Below are 17,274 nucleotides of genomic sequence, written 5' to 3' on the forward strand. Positions count from 1 at the left end.
GCTTCAAAACTAGGATTAGCGGGATCGGAGGATAAACCATTTTGTTTCATGGGAATGCGTTACTCGGCGGCTAGGACATGGCTTGCTACATGAATATATTTGCGCCCTGAATCCTGCGCCTCAATTAATGCATCACTCATTGTGTGATCGCCGCGCACGCTCACAAGTTTGATTAATAGTGGCAGGTTCATGCCAGCAATCACCTCAATGCGACCTTGTTCCATCACAGAGATGGCAAGATTAGAAGGTGTACCACCGAACATATCTGTCAAAAGAATGGCGCCCTTGCCACTATCAACCGTCTTGATTGCTTGTAGTATGTCATCACGACGCTGCTCGATATCGTCATCAGGATCGATACAAACTGTCTCCATTTGTTCTTGTGGCCCGACAACATGTTCTATGGCTAAGCGAAATTCATCCGCCAGCTTGCCGTGGGTTACGAAAACAAGTCCAATCATCAAACCTCTCCGCTAAACCTAGATTACCAATCCATATGCTTCTTATGACGCGGCCCAAGCCGAACTTCTAACCATGCTACATCGAGATGAATTAGCAAGCCAAAAATGCCATATCCTTGAAAATTTAGCTGCGGTTTTAGCCAAAAAAGTAATTTTAAGAGGTTTTTTGCCTCATCACAGCATCAAATCTCAATCTGAGTACCGTAATTCTGCACGTCTCTTGAATGCAAGAACATCCGTATAATCGCCGCCGCATCCGGATTACGTTCTACAATATGTATGCGCAAAAGGTCCACGCCGTTCACGGTTGTGGTTTGCGCTCCTTGCTCAGGATATCGTTCAAAAATATCAACTGGCACAAGATCTACAACAAGGTCCACCTTCGCGACTTTGCGATAATTCATGGCGACAATGCCAAGGCCTCGAATTTCTATCAATCCGCTAAGATTATCGGGGCCGCTGACATAAAGTGCGTTATTTTTGTGCTCCAGAAAAATACGATCATCAGCGATCAAAAAGCCTTGTGTATTATTTAAAAGACAATCATCGAGCAAGCGCAGCGTAATCGATGATTTACCGCTACCTGAGGCACCGCGCAGTAAAATGCCTTTGCCATTTATTTGCAAAGCAGTCCCGTGTGACGTTTGTGAGATAAAATCTTTTGCTGACATATCAAATCAATGGCAAGCGAACAATAAACCGCGCGCCTACACGTTTCATCTCGCCGCTATGGGTGCGTTTGACAATATTTTCCGCTGTAATTGTTCCATTATGCGCCTCAACAATTTGCTTTGAAATAGAAAGACCAAGCCCTGAGTTGCTACCAAATGCGTCTCCTTCGCTAGGTCTGTCGGTGTAAAACCTCAAAAACACACGTTCAAAAGCGACAGGATCAATGCCGGGGCCATTGTCTTCCACAATGATTTCAACCACTTTTCCTTTTCGATGGGCAATCAAACGAATGGCGCCACCATGAAGGGGAACAAAGGAACGAGCATTATCCAAAAGGTTGTTTAATACCTGACTGATCCGACCTTCATGACCATGAACAAAGAGGTTGTTTTTATCTTCTTTAGGCAGCTCAAGAAACAGGGGCACTTTATGGCCGTGCACCTCATTTGTGAGAGCCGCTAAAGACGTCAAAAGTTTTATGATAGATACCGATTCTGCATCGTCGCGCGCAAGTGCTGCGTCAAGCCGTGACGCATCAGAAATATCGGTAATGAGCCGGTCCAATCGCATCACATCATGATTTATAATTCTGAGAAGTTTCTGACGGTTTTCTTCTGTTTTAACACGAGGCAAAGTTTCTACCGCACTGCGTAGAGATGTCAGTGGATTTTTAAGCTCGTGAGAAACATCCGCTGCGAAACTCCCAATTGCATCAATACGCGCATAAAGAGCATTGGTCATATCTCGTAATGATTTGGATAAAAGCCCAATTTCATCCGAACGCCCTTCATAATGCGGTATTTTTGCTCTGGATGCTCTTGCGCCCGCCGTACGCACCCTATCTGCGGCATCAGACAACCGCCGCAATGGACTTGCAATCATAACCCATAAAACAATAGACAAAATGATAGTGACAAGGGAGGCAACGAGAAAAACGCGGTAAATTGCCAATCGCTCAGCTCGAATTGCCTTGTCGATATCAGAGCCCTCCGTTGACAAAAGCAAGACGCCTAGAACCGCTCTAAACCGCTGTACAGGAACCGCAACAGAGACGATAATCTCGCCCGATTCACGCACCCGCACAACGCTTGGTTCACTGCCTTTCAGCGCCAGAGCTACCTCTGGATAAGCACTACCATTCCTGCTCGTAGCCTCTTGATATGTTGGAAAGTTTGATTTTTGCGACCATAAGTGGAAGTCATTCCAAAGCCTCTCCCAAATGGGCTTGGTCGGCGGATTGATCACTGGCAAATCAAATCGATGAATTTGGTCTCCATTTACGAGAAATCTTGAATCTAATATGAGTTCTCCATTGCGATCATAAATGCGCGCGCGTAGCTTTTTGGGATCGAACAAGCGTGTAAGGAGAGGCGCGACCTTTTGTGGATCTATTGGAAAATCCAATGTATCCACGTCAGGTAAAATAGTGCTGCCAGGTCCGCCAACCTCTAGCGCTAACAATTTATCTGGATCAAAAGTTATGGCATCACGCTCGATCGTGGCTTCGGCCGTTATGGCACCTGCTATAATTTTACCTTGAGTAAGCAGACTTTCAACCCGCGCAACAATCAGTCCTTTACGTAATTTATTGGAAAGCTGGATGCCAACAACAAGCACGAGTAAGGCAACAAGATTAAGAACAACAATCCGGCGTAATAAGCTGGAAAACACAGTTGCCCGAATCCAATTAAAAGCGCCGCGTATACGGTTTTGAGGAAGCGGTTCTTCTGATTGATCATCGTCAGCATTTTGAACGCTGCGGTCGTGTATTTGATCAACATTGGACGCTTTTTTGCTTGATCGTTTGAAAGACGGCAAGGCGAATAAGAATGCGTCAAAGAAGCTTCGCTTCCTTGGCTTATCTTTCGTTTCGCATGTGTGATCTACTTCAACAACCATTTAGGATTTATGTCCTTACCAAATAGCCTTTATACCCTGGGACATAAACATAATACACATCTTGCTATATGACTTCTACGCTTCTTTGAAGCGATAGCCCACACCATAAAGTGTCTCAATCATTTCAAAACTATCATCTACCACTTTGAATTTCTTACGAAGACGCTTTATGTGGCTATCTATCGTTCTATCATCAACATAAACTTGGTCGTCATAAGCGGCATCCATAAGTGCATTTCGACTCTTCACAACACCGGGGCGTTGGGCCAGCGCGTGGAGGATTAAAAACTCTGTAACGGTCAAAACAACATTCTGACCATTCCATGAACAGGTGTGCCGTTCCGTATCCATCACCAATCCACCACGGTCAAGTACTGTGTTTGGGTCGGGCGTTTTGAGTGCACCATTGGGGTCATTTGGCTGCGCACGACGCAATATAGTTTTAACACGCTCCACCAAGAGCCGTTGTGAAAAAGGCTTGGTAATGAAATCATCGGCGCCCATCTTGAGGCCGAATAATTCATCTATTTCGTCGTCTTTGGAAGTGAGAAAAATAACCGGCATTTCGCTAATTTGGCGCACTTTACGAAGAAGCTCCATGCCGTCCATGCGGGGCATTTTGATATCGAAAACCCCAAGGTCTGGTTTTTTTTGAGCGAACCCCTGCAAGGCGGCATTACCATCAGTATAGGTATCAACATGATACCCTTCAGATTCCAGCGCGAGAGAAACCGAGGTCAAAATATTCCTGTCATCATCAACGAGTGCTATGGTCGGCATTTATGTTCCTTTACAGCTATGGAACTGTTTTAATTATGTTATTCATGATCAAGCTATCTTATTGCCAGATAGTCTCAATTGCATTCTCACTAATATGGCATAGATATTTTGTCCTGTGGTGGTATGCCCTGTGAATTATGTGAAAATTAAGGCATGAAGGTACTATTGATTTGGTATTGGAGCAAACCGATATAGCTAAGGCGTTTATGGTGCCTCTCACAGATGGACGATAAGCGTTAATCTTGCATAGCATCAACACTAATACAGGGCGCGCGGGCTACGCAGATTAACGAGGCTGCCTCAATGGCAGGATAGTTATTATGGTTATTTAATCAGTGCCCTCAAAGTTGATCCGCCCCGTAACATCTCAATCTTAAAGTCAAGAAAACCATAAACCATTGTTATAATTTTATCTGCACGTAACGGCGCGTAATAGACGTTAGTTATCAAAACATCAACAAAAGCAATTTTACTTGAACGTCTATCAGGCATGGCATAACATACTCAGGTGTATCTATATGATGCACATGATTGGAATGGAATTCGAAGGGTAAAGATCTATTTTTTATTTTAAAATCAATAATTTAACTTTTTGAATTAGCATTTTAAATTTTGCAATCTAGGGAGGAGAAAGCATAATGAATAAGAAACTAAGAGCTTTATCGGCAGCCGTATTCATGGCTGGCACGATGCTAGGAGCCGCCACAACAAGTCAGGCATTGGACTTTGGCAAAGATGGCGAAGCTGTTAATCTAGTGATCGGTTATCAGCCTTATTACACTGAATCTTGGTCTGGTGTTGTGAACAATGGCAAGGCGTTTTGGAAGAACCACCTGCCAGAAGGATCAACAGCTGAGTTTCAAGTAGGTCTTCAAGGATCCGTTATTGTGAACGCAATGACCGGTGAAAAACAGCATATCGGCTATATGGGTGATATGCCTGCAATCGCTTCTACATTCCGTAATCTTAAGGATCGTGGCGGCACTGACATGCGTATTGTTGCGACACTTGGAACGTCAAAACAGCAATGCAACATCTTTTTGGTGCGCAATGACGCTCCAAAATTCGCAAATGGTGTCGACGCCGTTAAGTGGATGGATGGCAAAGTAACATCAGCTCCACATGGTGCTTGTACAGACCGTTTTGCTCAACTGGCTTTTAATAAGGCTGGCATTAAGCCAAAGCGTTACCTGAACCAAAACATTGAGGTTATCACAACTAACTTCCGTGCCGGCAAACTTGACGCTGCTGCGATTTGGGAGCCAACAGCGACCAAAATGGTAAAAGCTGGCTTGGCGAGACGCGTTGCGACTGGTGAAGACTTTAATGCATTGGATGGCGCCTTTATGGTGATGTTGAATGATCTTATTCAACAGCGTCCTGATGTTGTTAAAGGTTGGCTCAATGCTGAGCTTGATGCACAGCTTTACATTGCTGATCCTGCCAATGCCGATTCTGTCGCGACCATGGCAGAAGCTCAAACAGAGCAAATTGATAAATCAGTTTTATCAGCCGCTCTTTTTGAAGGCCCGTCAGGTACAACAAAATTGAGTCTTGATTTTGAGATCAATGACCGTGCACAAAGCCTGTTGAAAGATGCAACTGCATTCCTTTACAGCCTTCCTAAAAAGCCTGCTGCGGCCGCTACTATTCGCCCAGATGGCGTAATGCCTAATTTTGCGGCAGAAGTGCTTGCAGAACGTGGTCTTACATCACCAGTAGGTGTCATTTCATCAAAATAGCTCCATAAGTCGGAGAAAATGGTGGCGATTTTACTTCAGTAAAATCGCCACCATATAAAAATTAGCTTGGCAAATTTGATGTAGTTTTCTGAAATTTTAAATTTTGAGAACCATCCGCAAGATCAATCGATGGATGCTCCTTGATAGCAACTGCGCTCAAAAGATGTGAACTAAACTAGGGTCTTGGCAAAGTTAATTTTAGTCCAATACTGAGCACTCTAGTCACGAGGCGAATAACAAAAGACAACAGGATTGTAATGACTGATATATCTGTGAAAACGACACCTAAAACGATGACTACGGCGCCTACCGGTTTTGCGATGTACATTTATCGTTTGAAGCAATCATTCAAAACGCCAAAGCCATACCTCACTGTCTTTGGTATATTTTTATGGATTTTCACCTACTGGTTGCTTTGTGAAGCACTGGGTATTTGGCGATTTGATAAAATCCCTGGACCGGTTGTGATTGCCAAAGAGTGGTTTTCAACAACACCTTTCCAAGGCATTTCTGTTTTCACCTCAGAATATTATGAGCACATTCTTGTCAGCTGCCGGCGCATAGCCATTGCATTTGCCATTGCAACAGGCGTTGGTGTGCCAATTGGATTATTCATGGGGTGGTCCCGCAAAATTCGCGATTTCCTCTTTCCAATTCTAGAAATTCTTCGCCCAATCCCAATCTTAGCATGGGTACCTTTGGCCATTTTGATGTTTGCAGGCTTCGAAGGTCCGGTCATTTTTCTTGCAACACTAGCATCCTTATTCGTCACAGTTTTGAATACAATGCTCGGTGTTGATTCAATCGACGAAGAATATTTCCGCGCCGCAGGGTGTTTAGGCTCTAGCAAATGGCAAATTTTCACAAACATCGTCGTGCCTGGCGCTCTGCCGTATATCTTTACCGGCCTTCAAATTTCAATTGGCGTTGCATGGTTCTCTCTTGTTGCCGCCGAGATGGTGTCTGGTGACTATGGACTAGGCTATCTAATCATCGACTCCTTCATGAACAATGTAACTGTCCCGATGGTTATTGGCATGCTTACGCTGGGCTTTATCGGATGGTTTACAGCTATCATTGTTCGGATGGTCGGCAATAAATTGATGGACTGGCATGTTCGCGAATTAGCTCAGCAGGGTCGCTAGTATTAAAGCGTGAATACAAAGGTTTTTATTTCTTATGAATTTTACCAACACAAATAAATCAGGAAGGCCGTTCACCAATGGATAAGCCTAGATCACGGGGTGCCTTGAGCATTCAAAATGTGACTAAAATTTATGACCCTGAAGGGGTCAATGTAATGGCGGTTGATGACTGTTCAATGGAAATCGCCGCAGGTGAAGTCTGCATGATCGTCGGACCTTCAGGCTGTGGCAAAACCACATTACTTAACGCCATTGCTGGCTTTCACTCTGTCACCCATGGCCAAATCCTTATGGACGGAGAATTGCTGTGTGGTGGTGTAAAGCCAAAGGCCGATCAAGGGGCTGATCGTATGGTGGTGTTTCAACATGGGGCTTTGTTCCCTTGGAAAACGCTTACTGAAAATGTCGCTTATGGCCCTATGGTCCAAGGCATTTTAAATAAATCACAAGCAATGGAAAAAGCGCGCGATATGCTATCGGAAGCAGGCCTTGGGAACGTTACGGAAAAATACCCTGGTGAAGTTTCTTCGGGCATGGCACGTCGGGCCGAGATTGTCCGCGCCTTGATCAATGATCCAAAAGTCTTGTTGCTGGACGAACCTTACCGGGCAATGGATGCTCTCACTAAGTCAATCATGCATGAGGCGCTTCTTGAGACCTATGACCGCACGAAAGTGACCATATTTTTCATCACGCATGATCTAGAAGAGGCAATTTTCCTCGGTGACAAAGTGCATGTGGTTACGACCCGTCCATGTCAGTTAAAGAAGACTGTTGAAGTTAATATTCCACGACCTCGGTCATTCGAGACTCAATCCTCTGAAGAATTCCGTCTGCTGATGGAAGAGGTTAATGAAGCTGTGCATGAAGAGGCCATTAAAGCCTTTCAGGCTGGCGAACGTGAGATGGCTTAGGGGCGAAAGTAAAAATAATGACCGATGCAACAGTAGAAAACAAACCAGTGAGAGCAGAACCGGTACGCCGTTCAAAGCTCCAAAAACTAATCCAAAGCACAACATTTTGGCGTGGTGTTATATCAATTGTGACGTTTTTGATCCTATGGGAAATAGGATCTCGGTTTGGTGAATTAACCGGTACAGGATGGGAATTACCATTTGTTGGAAAGATTCCACCTCCCTCCGCTGTTTTTGTCAGCTTCCTCGAAGTAATCCCTAACATTGGATATTGGAACAGCTGGCTCCAAAGCACCAAGCGGGTTATGTCAGGGTTTATTGCTGCCATGGTCCTTGGAATACCTTTTGGCCTCGCGCTTGCAGTTAATAAGTATTTTCGAGATATCTTTTTTCCACCCTTTGAGGTGCTGCGCCCTATCCCGCCTTTGGCTTGGGTTCCTGCGTCGCTTATCTTTTGGCCAACCAATGAAATGTCGATTGCATTTGTGACCTTCTTGGGTGCCTTCTTCACGATTGTGATTAATGTGATCGGTGGAGCACGTTCAATTGATGTTCGCTATTTGCGAGCGGCCCAATCAATGGGTGCCTCACAATGGGATCTATTCAGTAAGATTATACTACCTGGAACATTGCCTTCCATCTTTATTGGTGCCGCAGTTGGCATGGGTATTACTTGGGAAGTGGTTCTTGCCGCTGAAATGATTTCCGGCGGTGGCACACAGGGCGGTGGTGGCCTTGGGTTCTTTATCTGGAATTCTTACATCGGGGGCTCTTTGGAGCAGGTCGTTGTTGGCATGATTTCAATTGGTATAGCTGGTTACTTATGTTCTAGCGCCATCCGCGTACTGGGTACTTTATGCATGCCTTGGCGCCGGCTATTTTAAGTTTAGATTTTTGGAGATAACGAAATTATGCACGATCTATATGGAAAAATCTGCCGCGAACCTGCCGAACGCAGGAACAGTGGTGACATAGAAAAGCAAAGTAAGATCGAAATTAAAAATCTCTCAAAATCCTATGGTGATGAATGGGAGTCAGAGCAGGTTTTAGAAAATCTGGACCTCATGGTGAACCCGGGTGAGATGACAGTTATTGTCGGCCCTTCAGGGTGCGGCAAATCTACTCTCGTCAATCTTATCGCGGGTTTTGAAAGCCCAGACGAAGGTAGCATCCTGCTGGATGAAAAGCAGATAACAGGTCCAGCGAAAGATCGGATGGTCGTGTTTCAAGAAACAGCACTCATACCTTGGCAGACCACCTATCAAAACATCGTCTTTGGTCCAAAACTACGTGGCGATATCAAAGGGGCAGAACTTAAGAAGAGAACTGAAGACCTTTTAATCAAAGTTGGACTTGGTGAGTTTATGCATAAATACCCGTTGCAACTTTCAGGCGGGATGCAACGGCGGGCTGAGTTGGCGCGTGCTCTTATCAATGAGCCACGCGTGATGATTATGGATGAGCCGTTTCGTGGCCTTGATGCTATGTCACGCTCACTCATGCAGGAATTCTTCTTGCAACTGTTTGATGAAAACAAAAGAACCAACTTGTTTGTTACCTCTGAAATTGATGAGGCAATTTTCCTAGCTGATAATTTGATTATACTTTCAAATAAACCCACGACGGTACGTAAAATTATTCGGGTTAATCTACCCCGTCCGCGTAACTATAAAATGCTTAGCTCACCTGAAGCTTACGAAATCAAACGTGAAGCAATGGAAATTCTCCATGAAGAAGCAATGAAGAACTTCAAGGGTACGGGCTCTGATGAGGCCGCTGGATAATTAAGAGCCTAGATTATTCAAAAGATGCAATGTTTAACAATGCTATGACCTTTGGGAAGGATAGTGTGATTGATTGATATTTTAATCTTCATATCGCAAAGACCCGTCGTCATAACGCTTGCGATTCTTGGTGGATTGCTCGTGACATCGGCCAGTTTATTTTCAAATCCCAAACAGAACAATCAACCAAACAATGGTAAGCCGAAGAGGCGAGAGCCTACAAAGCTCTCAAAGCGGCTTATAGTCGCTGGGTATTCGGTCATGTTTGTTAGTATGGCACTCTTCATTATCGCTGGTTTCGTCTCAGATTTGAGACCATGATAAGACAAATAATATTAAGTGTTATTTGATCACACTGTTTGCTATTATTGAGTTTACTAGGTTCGAGAGTTTAAGTGTAACTGATGGCAAAAAAATGCTGATTGAGGTAAGCGGACTGCATAAATCCTTTAAAGGACAAATGGCGGTCAACAACGCAAATTTCTCCATTGAAAACCCTACTATTGTTGGCTTGCTTGGCTCTAATGGTGCTGGGAAATCCACCACCATGCGAATGATGGCTGGCATACTAAAACCTGACAGCGGTGTGGTGCGTATTGTCGGTCATGACATCATCAACGATCGCCTATCCGCACAAAGTAATCTTGGCTATCTTCCCGAAGCCGCTAGCGGGTTTTCAAATGTCACCGCGCTTGAATTTCTCAAGTTTGCAGCGAGTGCCCAAGCATTAGAAAGACAAGACCGCAAACACGCCGTAGAAGCTGTCATTGATCGTCTTGATTTGTCATCGATCACAGGAACGACACTTGGCACACTCTCTAAAGGCTGGCGGCAACGTGTCTGGTTGGCGCAGGCGCTCATCCATGATCCCAGCGTCTTGATACTTGATGAGCCAACCGATGGCCTTGATCCCAATCAAAAACTCGTGCTGCGAAAATTGCTACAGGAAGTCGCAAAGACAACCGCCATTATCATGTCCACCCATATTCTTGAGGAAGCGGAAAACCTTTGCGAGCAAGTGATTGTGATGAATGAAGGAAGCATAGTTGCTAACCTGCCCACACAAGATTTGCTGGACAGCGAAGGGCGTTTAGCAACAGCTGTTCTAGATTTAACAACCTCACAAGTGGGGCACTGATATTTCCATGGAGGATAAAAAGACCAACACACCAATGATGCGCGGCCCACTTGTTTCAAACTGGTTTGAGCAAGTTTTTGCAATGACCAAGCAGGAATTGCAGCAACTTGTCTACACACCCATTACATTGATTTTTCAATCCTGGTTTTTACTAGCTTTGAGTATATTGATATTCGCTGTTGCCGATTTCTTATCGACCGATCTCGCCACCTTTGATCTGTTATGGACATTCTTACCTTGGGTTTCGATTGTCTTAGTTCCAGTGCTTGCCATGCGCGCTTTTGCGCAAAATATTGGTGACCGAGGATTTGAATTGCTTATGTCATTTCCAGTTTCAGATTCGGCGATTGTTGTCGGCAAATGGCTTGGCGGAGCTATTGTCTTAATTATAACGCTGGCGATGACTGCGCCCTTTATTGCGACTGTTGCCTATCTTGGGTCTCCTGATTGGGGCATAGCTCTTTCTGGATACATCGGCGCAGCTCTTCTCTTAATCAGCTTTTATGCGCTCGCTCTTTTTGCAGCCTCTCTCACCCGTGATCAGGTGGTCGCTTATATATTATCCCTTAGTGGTTTAACGGTGCTGCTGATCTTGGGTTGGGACGTGGCCGCACGTACACTCGGCGGAACATTGCCAGATTGGGTAATAACAGCGCTCGTTCAGGCAAGCCCGAAGTTCTGGCTTGGTGAGATGTCGCAAGGCCAAATTCATTTGGCGGCCATCATTTATTTTATCGGGCTAATTAGCTTGTGCCTTGTATTGACGATTAAGGTTCTCAAAGGACGCCGCATTGACAGCCCTGGGGCGCTCCATCCAGCATTCGGTATCTTAGGACATACTGGTTTATGCTTTTGTGTAATCGTTTTGCTGGGTGCGTCTGTGTCACATGTACCCTATGCGCTTGATATGACGAAGGACAAGATATTCACTTTGCATCCTGAAACTATTCAAATAGCAAAGCAAACTCCAGATAATACAAAGATCGACTTTTATTATAGCAGCGATGAAAGCGCTATTCCGGCCAGCATCCGGCACCATGCCAAGAAGGTGAAAAATCTACTTGATGAGGTTGCGGGCCGTTCTAACGGTAAGATTACCATCGTTGAAAATTATATCGCACCGGATTCCTCTTCTGAAGAGCAGGCGCTTATATCTGGTGTGCGATCCATTCCCATGACTTCTGGCGATCAGTTCATGCTTGGTGCGGTTTTTCGGCAAGGAGATCGTGAAAGCGCTATTTCATATTTTGACCAGCAGCGCGCTCAACTTTTAGAATATGATCTTGCTTTGATGATGAATTCGCTCAATCGTAAAAAGACGCCCCGCATCGGCATTCTTACCCCTTTATTAGCATCTAGCAACATAGACAAACCACGCGAAGGCTTTGCTATTTTTGAAGAAATTAAACGGCAATATGATGTGACAATAATCCCGCATTTTCATGATCAACTACCAGAAAACTTAGATGTATTGCTTGTCGTTGATGCGCCAATTTTGAAAAAAAGTATGCTCTTATCGATTGACCAGCACGTCATGAATAACCGTGGGTTGATCGCAATTCTTGACCCTTACCCTCGCTTCAACAGTGCGAATGCCCAGACCTCACCGCAGCCCTCTGAAGAAATAAACGATATATCAGATATTCTCGCAGCCTACGGAATAATCTATCAAGGGCCAATTGTAATTGGCGACAGCGAGCTAGGCGCACCCGTTGCTGGGGCAGATGGCAGACAATTAATCTATCCTTATTGGTTGCGCCCAAATCGACCCTCTATGTCAACGGCACACGGGACGACAGCGAGTTTGAATGAACTTTTATTCGCTGAAGCAGGATCTTTCAAAATTTCTAAAACCAGAGCTGAATTTGATCGATTGATTGTAACCGGCGAAAGCTCTGGCACCTTGCCAAGAGATAATTTCAAGCAAAAAGCACCGGGTTTTCTTGCAGCCCAATTCACGCAAGATAAAAGTATGAGTCATACAATTGCAGTGGCGATGCGTGGAGAAGCAACCAGTGCTTATGGCGCTGATAATAAAGTCTCAGGTGAAGTTTCCTTCAAGAAGAAAACACAATCCGCAAATGTGTTTGCGATCGCCGATGCCGACTGGTTATTCGATCCAATGGCTTTTCAAACTGTAAATAACGGCGGTCAAGAAGTGCGGCGACCGTTAAATGATAATGTTGCCTTTATACTGAATATGATCGAGTTTTCTTCAGGCGACCCGAGATTGGTAGGCATTCGCTCACGTGGTGGGGCTCGGCACTCCTTCACCACAGTAGCCGACATTCTACAGGCGGGGCGAGATCGTTATGTAGCTCAAGAAGCTGATTACGCCAACCGGATCGCTAAATTGGAAGCAAGCATTTCAGAAGTTATGAGCCTGACAGGAGCAACCGACATCAGGCAATTACCAGATAATCTGCAATCTCAGATCAAGGAATTGAGAAAGAATATCCTGCCGTTTCGTCAAAACCTCAGAGAGATTAGAGAAAGAATGCGCGAAGATGTTGAGAAGTTAGAGTTTAAACTTAACTTCTTAAACTTCATTGCTGGACCGGTTTTAGCCGTCCTATTTGCAGCATTGGTGTGGGCGCGGCGGCGTAAAAAAACCCTCTAGAAGAGCCCTTCTACAAAGCCATTATCATCAAGCATGATTGCTTCAGCTGATGGGACACGCGGCAAGCCCGGCATGGTCATGATCTCGCCGCAGATTGCAACAATGAACCCTGCACCGGCTGAAAGTCTAACTTCGCGAATTGGCAATGAATGGCCCGTTGGCGCTCCACGCAAGTTTGGATCTGTTGAGAAAGAGTATTGAGTCTTCGCCATACAGACTGGCAGGTTGCCATAACCAGCCTCTTCCCACTGATGCAATTGATTACGGATCTTCTTGTCAGCTAGAACCTCATCGGCACGGTAAATACGCTTTGCAATGGTCTCCATTTTTTTAAACAAAGATATGTCATCAGGATAAAGAGGTGCGAATTGCGCGCTGCCTTTATCGATCATCTTTACAACCTTGTTTGCAAGATCTTCGGTGCCTTTTGAACCATGCGCCCAATGCTTACAAAGAACAGCTTCTGCGCCTTGTGTTGAAACATAGGCTTTGACAGCTTCAACTTCTGCGTCCGTATCCGCGATAAAATGGTTGATCGCAACAATAACGGGAACGCCGAACTGTTTGATGTTTTCAATATGGCGGCCGAGGTTTGCACAGCCCTTCTTCACCGCATCAACATTCTCATTGTTCAAATCTCCTTTAGCAACACCCCCGTTCATCTTCATAGCGCGGACCGTTGCAACGAGGACAACTGCGTCTGGCGCAATGCCGGCTTTGCGACACTTGATGTTGAGGAATTTCTCTGCGCCCAAATCAGCACCAAAGCCTGCTTCTGTGACAACATAATCAGCAATTTTAAGCGCTGTTTTTGTTGCAACAACAGAGTTACAGCCATGAGCGATGTTAGCGAAAGGGCCGCCATGTACGAAGGCAGGATTGTTTTCTAATGTTTGTACAAGGTTCGGCTGCATCGCTTGCTGAAGAAGCACTGTCATCGCACCATCAGCCTTGATGTCACGACAAAAAACAGGCGTTTTGTCACGGCGATAAGCGACAATGATATTGCCAAGCCGTTCTTGTAGATCTGCAAGGTCATTTGAAAGGCACAAAATGGCCATCACTTCTGATGCAACTGTGATGTCAAAACCAGCTTCACGAGGAAAGCCGTTGGAGACACCGCCTAGTGACGCTGTAATCTCACGTAGCGCGCGATCATTCATGTCCATGACACGACGCCAAACAACGCGACGCGTATCGATTTCAAGGCTATTGCCCCAATAAATATGATTGTCGATCATTGCTGATAGAAGATTATGAGCAGAAGTAATCGCGTGGAAATCACCTGTAAAATGCAGGTTCATTTCTTCCATTGGCACAACTTGCGCATAGCCGCCACCTGCAGCGCCGCCCTTCATACCAAAACAAGGACCAAGTGACGCTTCACGTATACACACCGCCGTCTTTTTGCCGATGGCATTAAGACCATCACCCAGACCAACCGTTGTGGTCGTCTTACCTTCACCCGCAGGTGTTGGATTAATTGCCGTCACAAGGATAAGCTTGCCGTCCTTATTACCCTGAACTGACTTGATAAAGTCTTCCGAGACTTTCGCTTTGTCATGTCCAAATGGTAAAAGGTCATCACTACCAATTCCGAGTTTCGCACCTATTTCTTGGATTGGTTTTTTATTTGCTTCACGGGCAATCTGTATATCTGACTTAACGGTCATGGAGCTTCCTCAAATGTGTATATTGTGTCGCGTTAAAATCTTTAAACCTAAATATGAGCGTAAGAATTTATCACAGCTGGCCGGTTCAATTTCTGGGCCAGCTGCAATAATTGTAGTGTTAAGAAAATTTACTTCGAATTATGGAAACAAACTGGACTAAGATTATCCTTTAGCTTTTCCAATCTCTTCGAGTTTTTTCTCCCATTTCATAGCTTTTGCGAAGGTTTCAAGTTCTTCATCAGGCATATGAATTGTGTTTTCAGGACCAGGGTAATTCCGATTAACCACATCATCCATGTAACGAGTAATCACGTCTTCCATAATAGGAATAAGGTCGGTGTATATGCGTGAATGTTTTGGAACATGCTCTTCCCAAAGATGGAAGAGATCTGATGAAATAATATGTACACCATCTGCGCAGTTACCTGCACCAAGGCTGATAACGGGCACTGGCAAAATCTCTGCCAAATATTCAGCAACTTCAGATGTTGTCACTTCGCAAAGAATAGAGAAACAACCAGCATCATAAAACGCTTTTGCATCATCTACCATTGCCTGTGCACTTTGGGCTGTTTTACCCTGAGCAACAAAACCACCAAGCTGAGGCATACGCATTGGTGTAATACCAACGTGGCCTTGTACCGGAATACCCGCATTGACGATTGCTTCAATGTTTGGCGCATGATGGCGATTGCCTTCACACTTCATCACTTCAGCATTTGCTTGGTGTACGAATTTACCAGCATTGTCGATTGCTTGCTCTTTAGAAACATGGAAGCTCCAGTAAGGCATATCAACCATACGCATACCGTATTGAGAACCACGATCAATGGCTTGGGCCATCATCATGACTTCTTCAAAACTAACTGACACCGTGCTTTGGTGTCCAAACAAAATCATGCCGCCTGTATCTGACACACATAATATGTCCATGCCTAAACGATCCGATACAACCGCTGTTCTATAATCATATGCAGCAAGCTGCGTGATAGGCTCACCTTTTTTCATTTTCGCTTGTAGCGTCTTATAAGTAACTTTTTTTCTCTTAGCAGCCTGTGCCATATTGGGCCTCCCCTCATAATAAATTATTGACTTTAGCCTCACCGAGACTATTTGCTATTTTGCATAAATAGCACACCAATTAAATTTGTTAGACATCATTCGTGATGTTTCAAAACATAGTAAAATGTATGCCCTCTATTAGAATTTTGGTAACGGCTATTAGTATAGCAATCTCATAATTGAAGAGCAAAAAACGGGGCAATATGTAGCATCGCTCTGTAATCTCGAAAATCTAGTAATTACTCAGTATATAGCTCGATATAGCTGGCCTGTTTCCATTGTGTGACAGCTCTGCGCCTATAATCACGATATCTATTGGGTCATTTGCCATTTCTAATTGATGCTATCTAATATATAGTGCCTATATTGTAGATAGAAACTGTTTTCAAATGCCTATGTTTTTATTTTCTTACATAGCTTTTTCACATGGGGAGGTGTGAAATATGTTTTTGAGGCAATTCAAATATTTAATTGCAGTCGATAAGGAGGGGCACTTTGGCCGTGCTGCTGCGCATTGCAATGTGACGCAGCCAAGTTTGTCGAGCGGCATAAAACAATTAGAACTAGAACTCGGTGTAACGCTCTTTAAAAGAGGGCGTGGACAAAGATTATATGGCACGACCCCAGAGGGCGAAGTTGTTGCTAAATGGGGCCGTCAAATTATCGCACATTGCGATGCTATGTATGATGAAATTGCATCCATGCAAAATAACTTGAATGGCACGCTAAGAATTGGCGCTATGCCATCCATGTCACCCATCTTGCCGGTGATTTTACAAAGAATTAGAAATCTTCATCCAGACATCAAAATTGATGTAGAATTTATTGGTAATGACGCGATGAAAGTCGGCCTCGGTAATTTCACGCTCGACAGTGCAATTACCTATGTCGATAATGCTGATCTGGGTCGATGTGACGTATTGCCAATCTATACAGAGACCTTCAGTCTGCTTGTTCCGGATTCTTTCAAGTTTGAAAACCGCGAGGAAATCACCTGGAAAGAAGCCTCGGAACTGCCTTTAGCCATGTTGAGTCCCAATATGCACGAACGCCGATTTGTGGAAGAGGCATTTGCTAAATCTGGTTGTGATGTTGTGCCAAAAATTGAATCGCCTTCAATTTTGCATCTTATGTTTCAGGTGCAATTTACCGAACTTTGCACCGTTATTCCTTCGCACTTTATCCGCATGCCGGGGCTACATGAAGGTACGAAGGCTTTACGCTTGATAGAACCTGAAGTTACTCAAGAAGTCGGCTTATTCTGGATTGAAGGTAAAACGGCTATGCCTATGACAAATATCATGGTTGATATTGCAACTAACCTCAACCAGTCAGGCGATCTGCGTAGTCTTCTCAGTGGCCCCAAACAACGATCATAAAGCCG

The 17,274-nt window shown here is 44.6% G+C and carries 15 protein-coding genes; 9 read left to right on the plus strand and 6 right to left on the minus strand.

Annotation, left to right across the window (positions count from 1 at the left end; all coding sequences use genetic code 11):
- Positions 1 to 59: 59 nt before the first annotated feature.
- From ABJ081_02605 to ABJ081_02620, 4 genes are all read right to left on the minus strand, one after another.
- Entirely contained in the window at positions 60 to 461 is a 402-nt protein-coding gene (locus ABJ081_02605) for a PTS sugar transporter subunit IIA (protein MEP6355548.1), read from the minus strand.
- Positions 462 to 643: 182 nt separating this feature from the next.
- Complete coding sequence (locus ABJ081_02610; protein MEP6355549.1) at positions 644 to 1,132, minus strand: HPr kinase/phosphatase C-terminal domain-containing protein; 489 nt, start codon at positions 1,130 to 1,132, stop codon at positions 644 to 646.
- 1 nt (position 1,133) lies between these two features.
- Positions 1,134 to 3,032 carry a stimulus-sensing domain-containing protein gene (locus ABJ081_02615; protein ID MEP6355550.1) on the minus strand — a complete coding sequence of 633 codons (1,899 nt, stop codon included), beginning with the start codon at positions 3,030 to 3,032 and terminating at the stop codon, positions 1,134 to 1,136.
- Positions 3,033 to 3,107: 75 nt separating this feature from the next.
- Positions 3,108 to 3,812, minus strand: coding sequence for a response regulator transcription factor (locus tag ABJ081_02620; GenBank protein ID MEP6355551.1), 705 nt, complete (start codon positions 3,810 to 3,812; stop codon positions 3,108 to 3,110).
- 638 nt (positions 3,813 to 4,450) lie between these two features.
- Between ABJ081_02620 and ABJ081_02625 the strand changes: the two genes are divergently transcribed.
- From ABJ081_02625 to ABJ081_02660, 8 genes are all read left to right on the plus strand, one after another.
- Positions 4,451 to 5,554, plus strand: a complete 1,104-nt coding sequence (locus ABJ081_02625; GenBank protein ID MEP6355552.1) for an ABC transporter substrate-binding protein — start codon at positions 4,451 to 4,453, stop codon at positions 5,552 to 5,554.
- A 257-nt stretch (positions 5,555 to 5,811) separates the two neighbouring features.
- Positions 5,812 to 6,699, plus strand: coding sequence for an ABC transporter permease (locus tag ABJ081_02630; protein MEP6355553.1), 888 nt, complete (start codon positions 5,812 to 5,814; stop codon positions 6,697 to 6,699).
- A gap of 77 nt (positions 6,700 to 6,776) precedes the next feature.
- Positions 6,777 to 7,613: an ABC transporter ATP-binding protein gene (locus ABJ081_02635; protein ID MEP6355554.1), complete on the plus strand. Its 837-nt coding sequence runs from the start codon at positions 6,777 to 6,779 to the stop codon at positions 7,611 to 7,613.
- A gap of 17 nt (positions 7,614 to 7,630) precedes the next feature.
- Complete coding sequence (locus tag ABJ081_02640) at positions 7,631 to 8,497, plus strand: ABC transporter permease (GenBank protein MEP6355555.1); 867 nt, start codon at positions 7,631 to 7,633, stop codon at positions 8,495 to 8,497.
- A gap of 27 nt (positions 8,498 to 8,524) precedes the next feature.
- Positions 8,525 to 9,397: an ABC transporter ATP-binding protein gene (locus ABJ081_02645; protein MEP6355556.1), complete on the plus strand. Its 873-nt coding sequence runs from the start codon at positions 8,525 to 8,527 to the stop codon at positions 9,395 to 9,397.
- 69 nt (positions 9,398 to 9,466) lie between these two features.
- Positions 9,467 to 9,718: a hypothetical protein gene (locus ABJ081_02650; GenBank protein ID MEP6355557.1), complete on the plus strand. Its 252-nt coding sequence runs from the start codon at positions 9,467 to 9,469 to the stop codon at positions 9,716 to 9,718.
- A 94-nt stretch (positions 9,719 to 9,812) separates the two neighbouring features.
- A complete protein-coding gene (locus ABJ081_02655) occupies positions 9,813 to 10,535 on the plus strand; it encodes an ABC transporter ATP-binding protein (GenBank protein MEP6355558.1) in 723 nt (240 codons plus the stop codon).
- A gap of 7 nt (positions 10,536 to 10,542) precedes the next feature.
- Positions 10,543 to 13,155 (plus strand): Gldg family protein, encoded by a 2,613-nt coding sequence (locus ABJ081_02660; protein ID MEP6355559.1) that lies wholly within the window; start codon positions 10,543 to 10,545, stop codon positions 13,153 to 13,155.
- Here ABJ081_02660 and ABJ081_02665 read toward each other — a convergent pair.
- Positions 13,152 to 14,828 carry a formate--tetrahydrofolate ligase gene (locus ABJ081_02665; protein ID MEP6355560.1) on the minus strand — a complete coding sequence of 559 codons (1,677 nt, stop codon included), beginning with the start codon at positions 14,826 to 14,828 and terminating at the stop codon, positions 13,152 to 13,154. The genes ABJ081_02660 and ABJ081_02665 overlap by 4 nt on opposite strands.
- 162 nt (positions 14,829 to 14,990) lie before the next feature.
- Positions 14,991 to 15,890, minus strand: coding sequence for a 3-methyl-2-oxobutanoate hydroxymethyltransferase (locus ABJ081_02670; protein ID MEP6355561.1), 900 nt, complete (start codon positions 15,888 to 15,890; stop codon positions 14,991 to 14,993).
- 443 nt (positions 15,891 to 16,333) lie between these two features.
- Here ABJ081_02670 and ABJ081_02675 point away from each other — a divergent pair, with 443 nt between their 5' ends.
- Positions 16,334 to 17,269: a LysR family transcriptional regulator gene (locus tag ABJ081_02675; protein ID MEP6355562.1), complete on the plus strand. Its 936-nt coding sequence runs from the start codon at positions 16,334 to 16,336 to the stop codon at positions 17,267 to 17,269.
- Positions 17,270 to 17,274: the final 5 nt, after the last annotated feature.

This window comes from Hyphomicrobiales bacterium, from assembly GCA_039989895.1.
Taxonomy (GTDB): domain Bacteria; phylum Pseudomonadota; class Alphaproteobacteria; order Rhizobiales; family JACESI01; genus JACESI01.

Excerpts from the sequence above, each read along its gene's own strand:
- ABJ081_02635 (MEP6355554.1), top strand. The coding sequence starts at position 6,777 with ATGGATAAGCCTAGATCACGGGGTGCCTTGAGCATTCAAAATGTGACT.
- ABJ081_02615 (MEP6355550.1), bottom strand. The coding sequence starts at position 3,032 with ATGGTTGTTGAAGTAGATCACACATGCGAAACGAAAGATAAGCCAAGG.
- ABJ081_02665 (MEP6355560.1), bottom strand. The coding sequence starts at position 14,828 with ATGACCGTTAAGTCAGATATACAGATTGCCCGTGAAGCAAATAAAAAA.
- ABJ081_02605 (MEP6355548.1), bottom strand. The coding sequence starts at position 461 with ATGATTGGACTTGTTTTCGTAACCCACGGCAAGCTGGCGGATGAATTT.
- ABJ081_02660 (MEP6355559.1), top strand. The coding sequence starts at position 10,543 with ATGGAGGATAAAAAGACCAACACACCAATGATGCGCGGCCCACTTGTT.
- ABJ081_02675 (MEP6355562.1), top strand. The coding sequence starts at position 16,334 with ATGTTTTTGAGGCAATTCAAATATTTAATTGCAGTCGATAAGGAGGGG.
- ABJ081_02645 (MEP6355556.1), top strand. The coding sequence starts at position 8,525 with ATGCACGATCTATATGGAAAAATCTGCCGCGAACCTGCCGAACGCAGG.
- ABJ081_02640 (MEP6355555.1), top strand. The coding sequence starts at position 7,631 with ATGACCGATGCAACAGTAGAAAACAAACCAGTGAGAGCAGAACCGGTA.
- ABJ081_02610 (MEP6355549.1), bottom strand. The coding sequence starts at position 1,132 with ATGTCAGCAAAAGATTTTATCTCACAAACGTCACACGGGACTGCTTTG.
- ABJ081_02670 (MEP6355561.1), bottom strand. The coding sequence starts at position 15,890 with ATGGCACAGGCTGCTAAGAGAAAAAAAGTTACTTATAAGACGCTACAA.
- ABJ081_02655 (MEP6355558.1), top strand. The coding sequence starts at position 9,813 with ATGCTGATTGAGGTAAGCGGACTGCATAAATCCTTTAAAGGACAAATG.
- ABJ081_02620 (MEP6355551.1), bottom strand. The coding sequence starts at position 3,812 with ATGCCGACCATAGCACTCGTTGATGATGACAGGAATATTTTGACCTCG.
- ABJ081_02630 (MEP6355553.1), top strand. The coding sequence starts at position 5,812 with ATGACTGATATATCTGTGAAAACGACACCTAAAACGATGACTACGGCG.
- ABJ081_02625 (MEP6355552.1), top strand. The coding sequence starts at position 4,451 with ATGAATAAGAAACTAAGAGCTTTATCGGCAGCCGTATTCATGGCTGGC.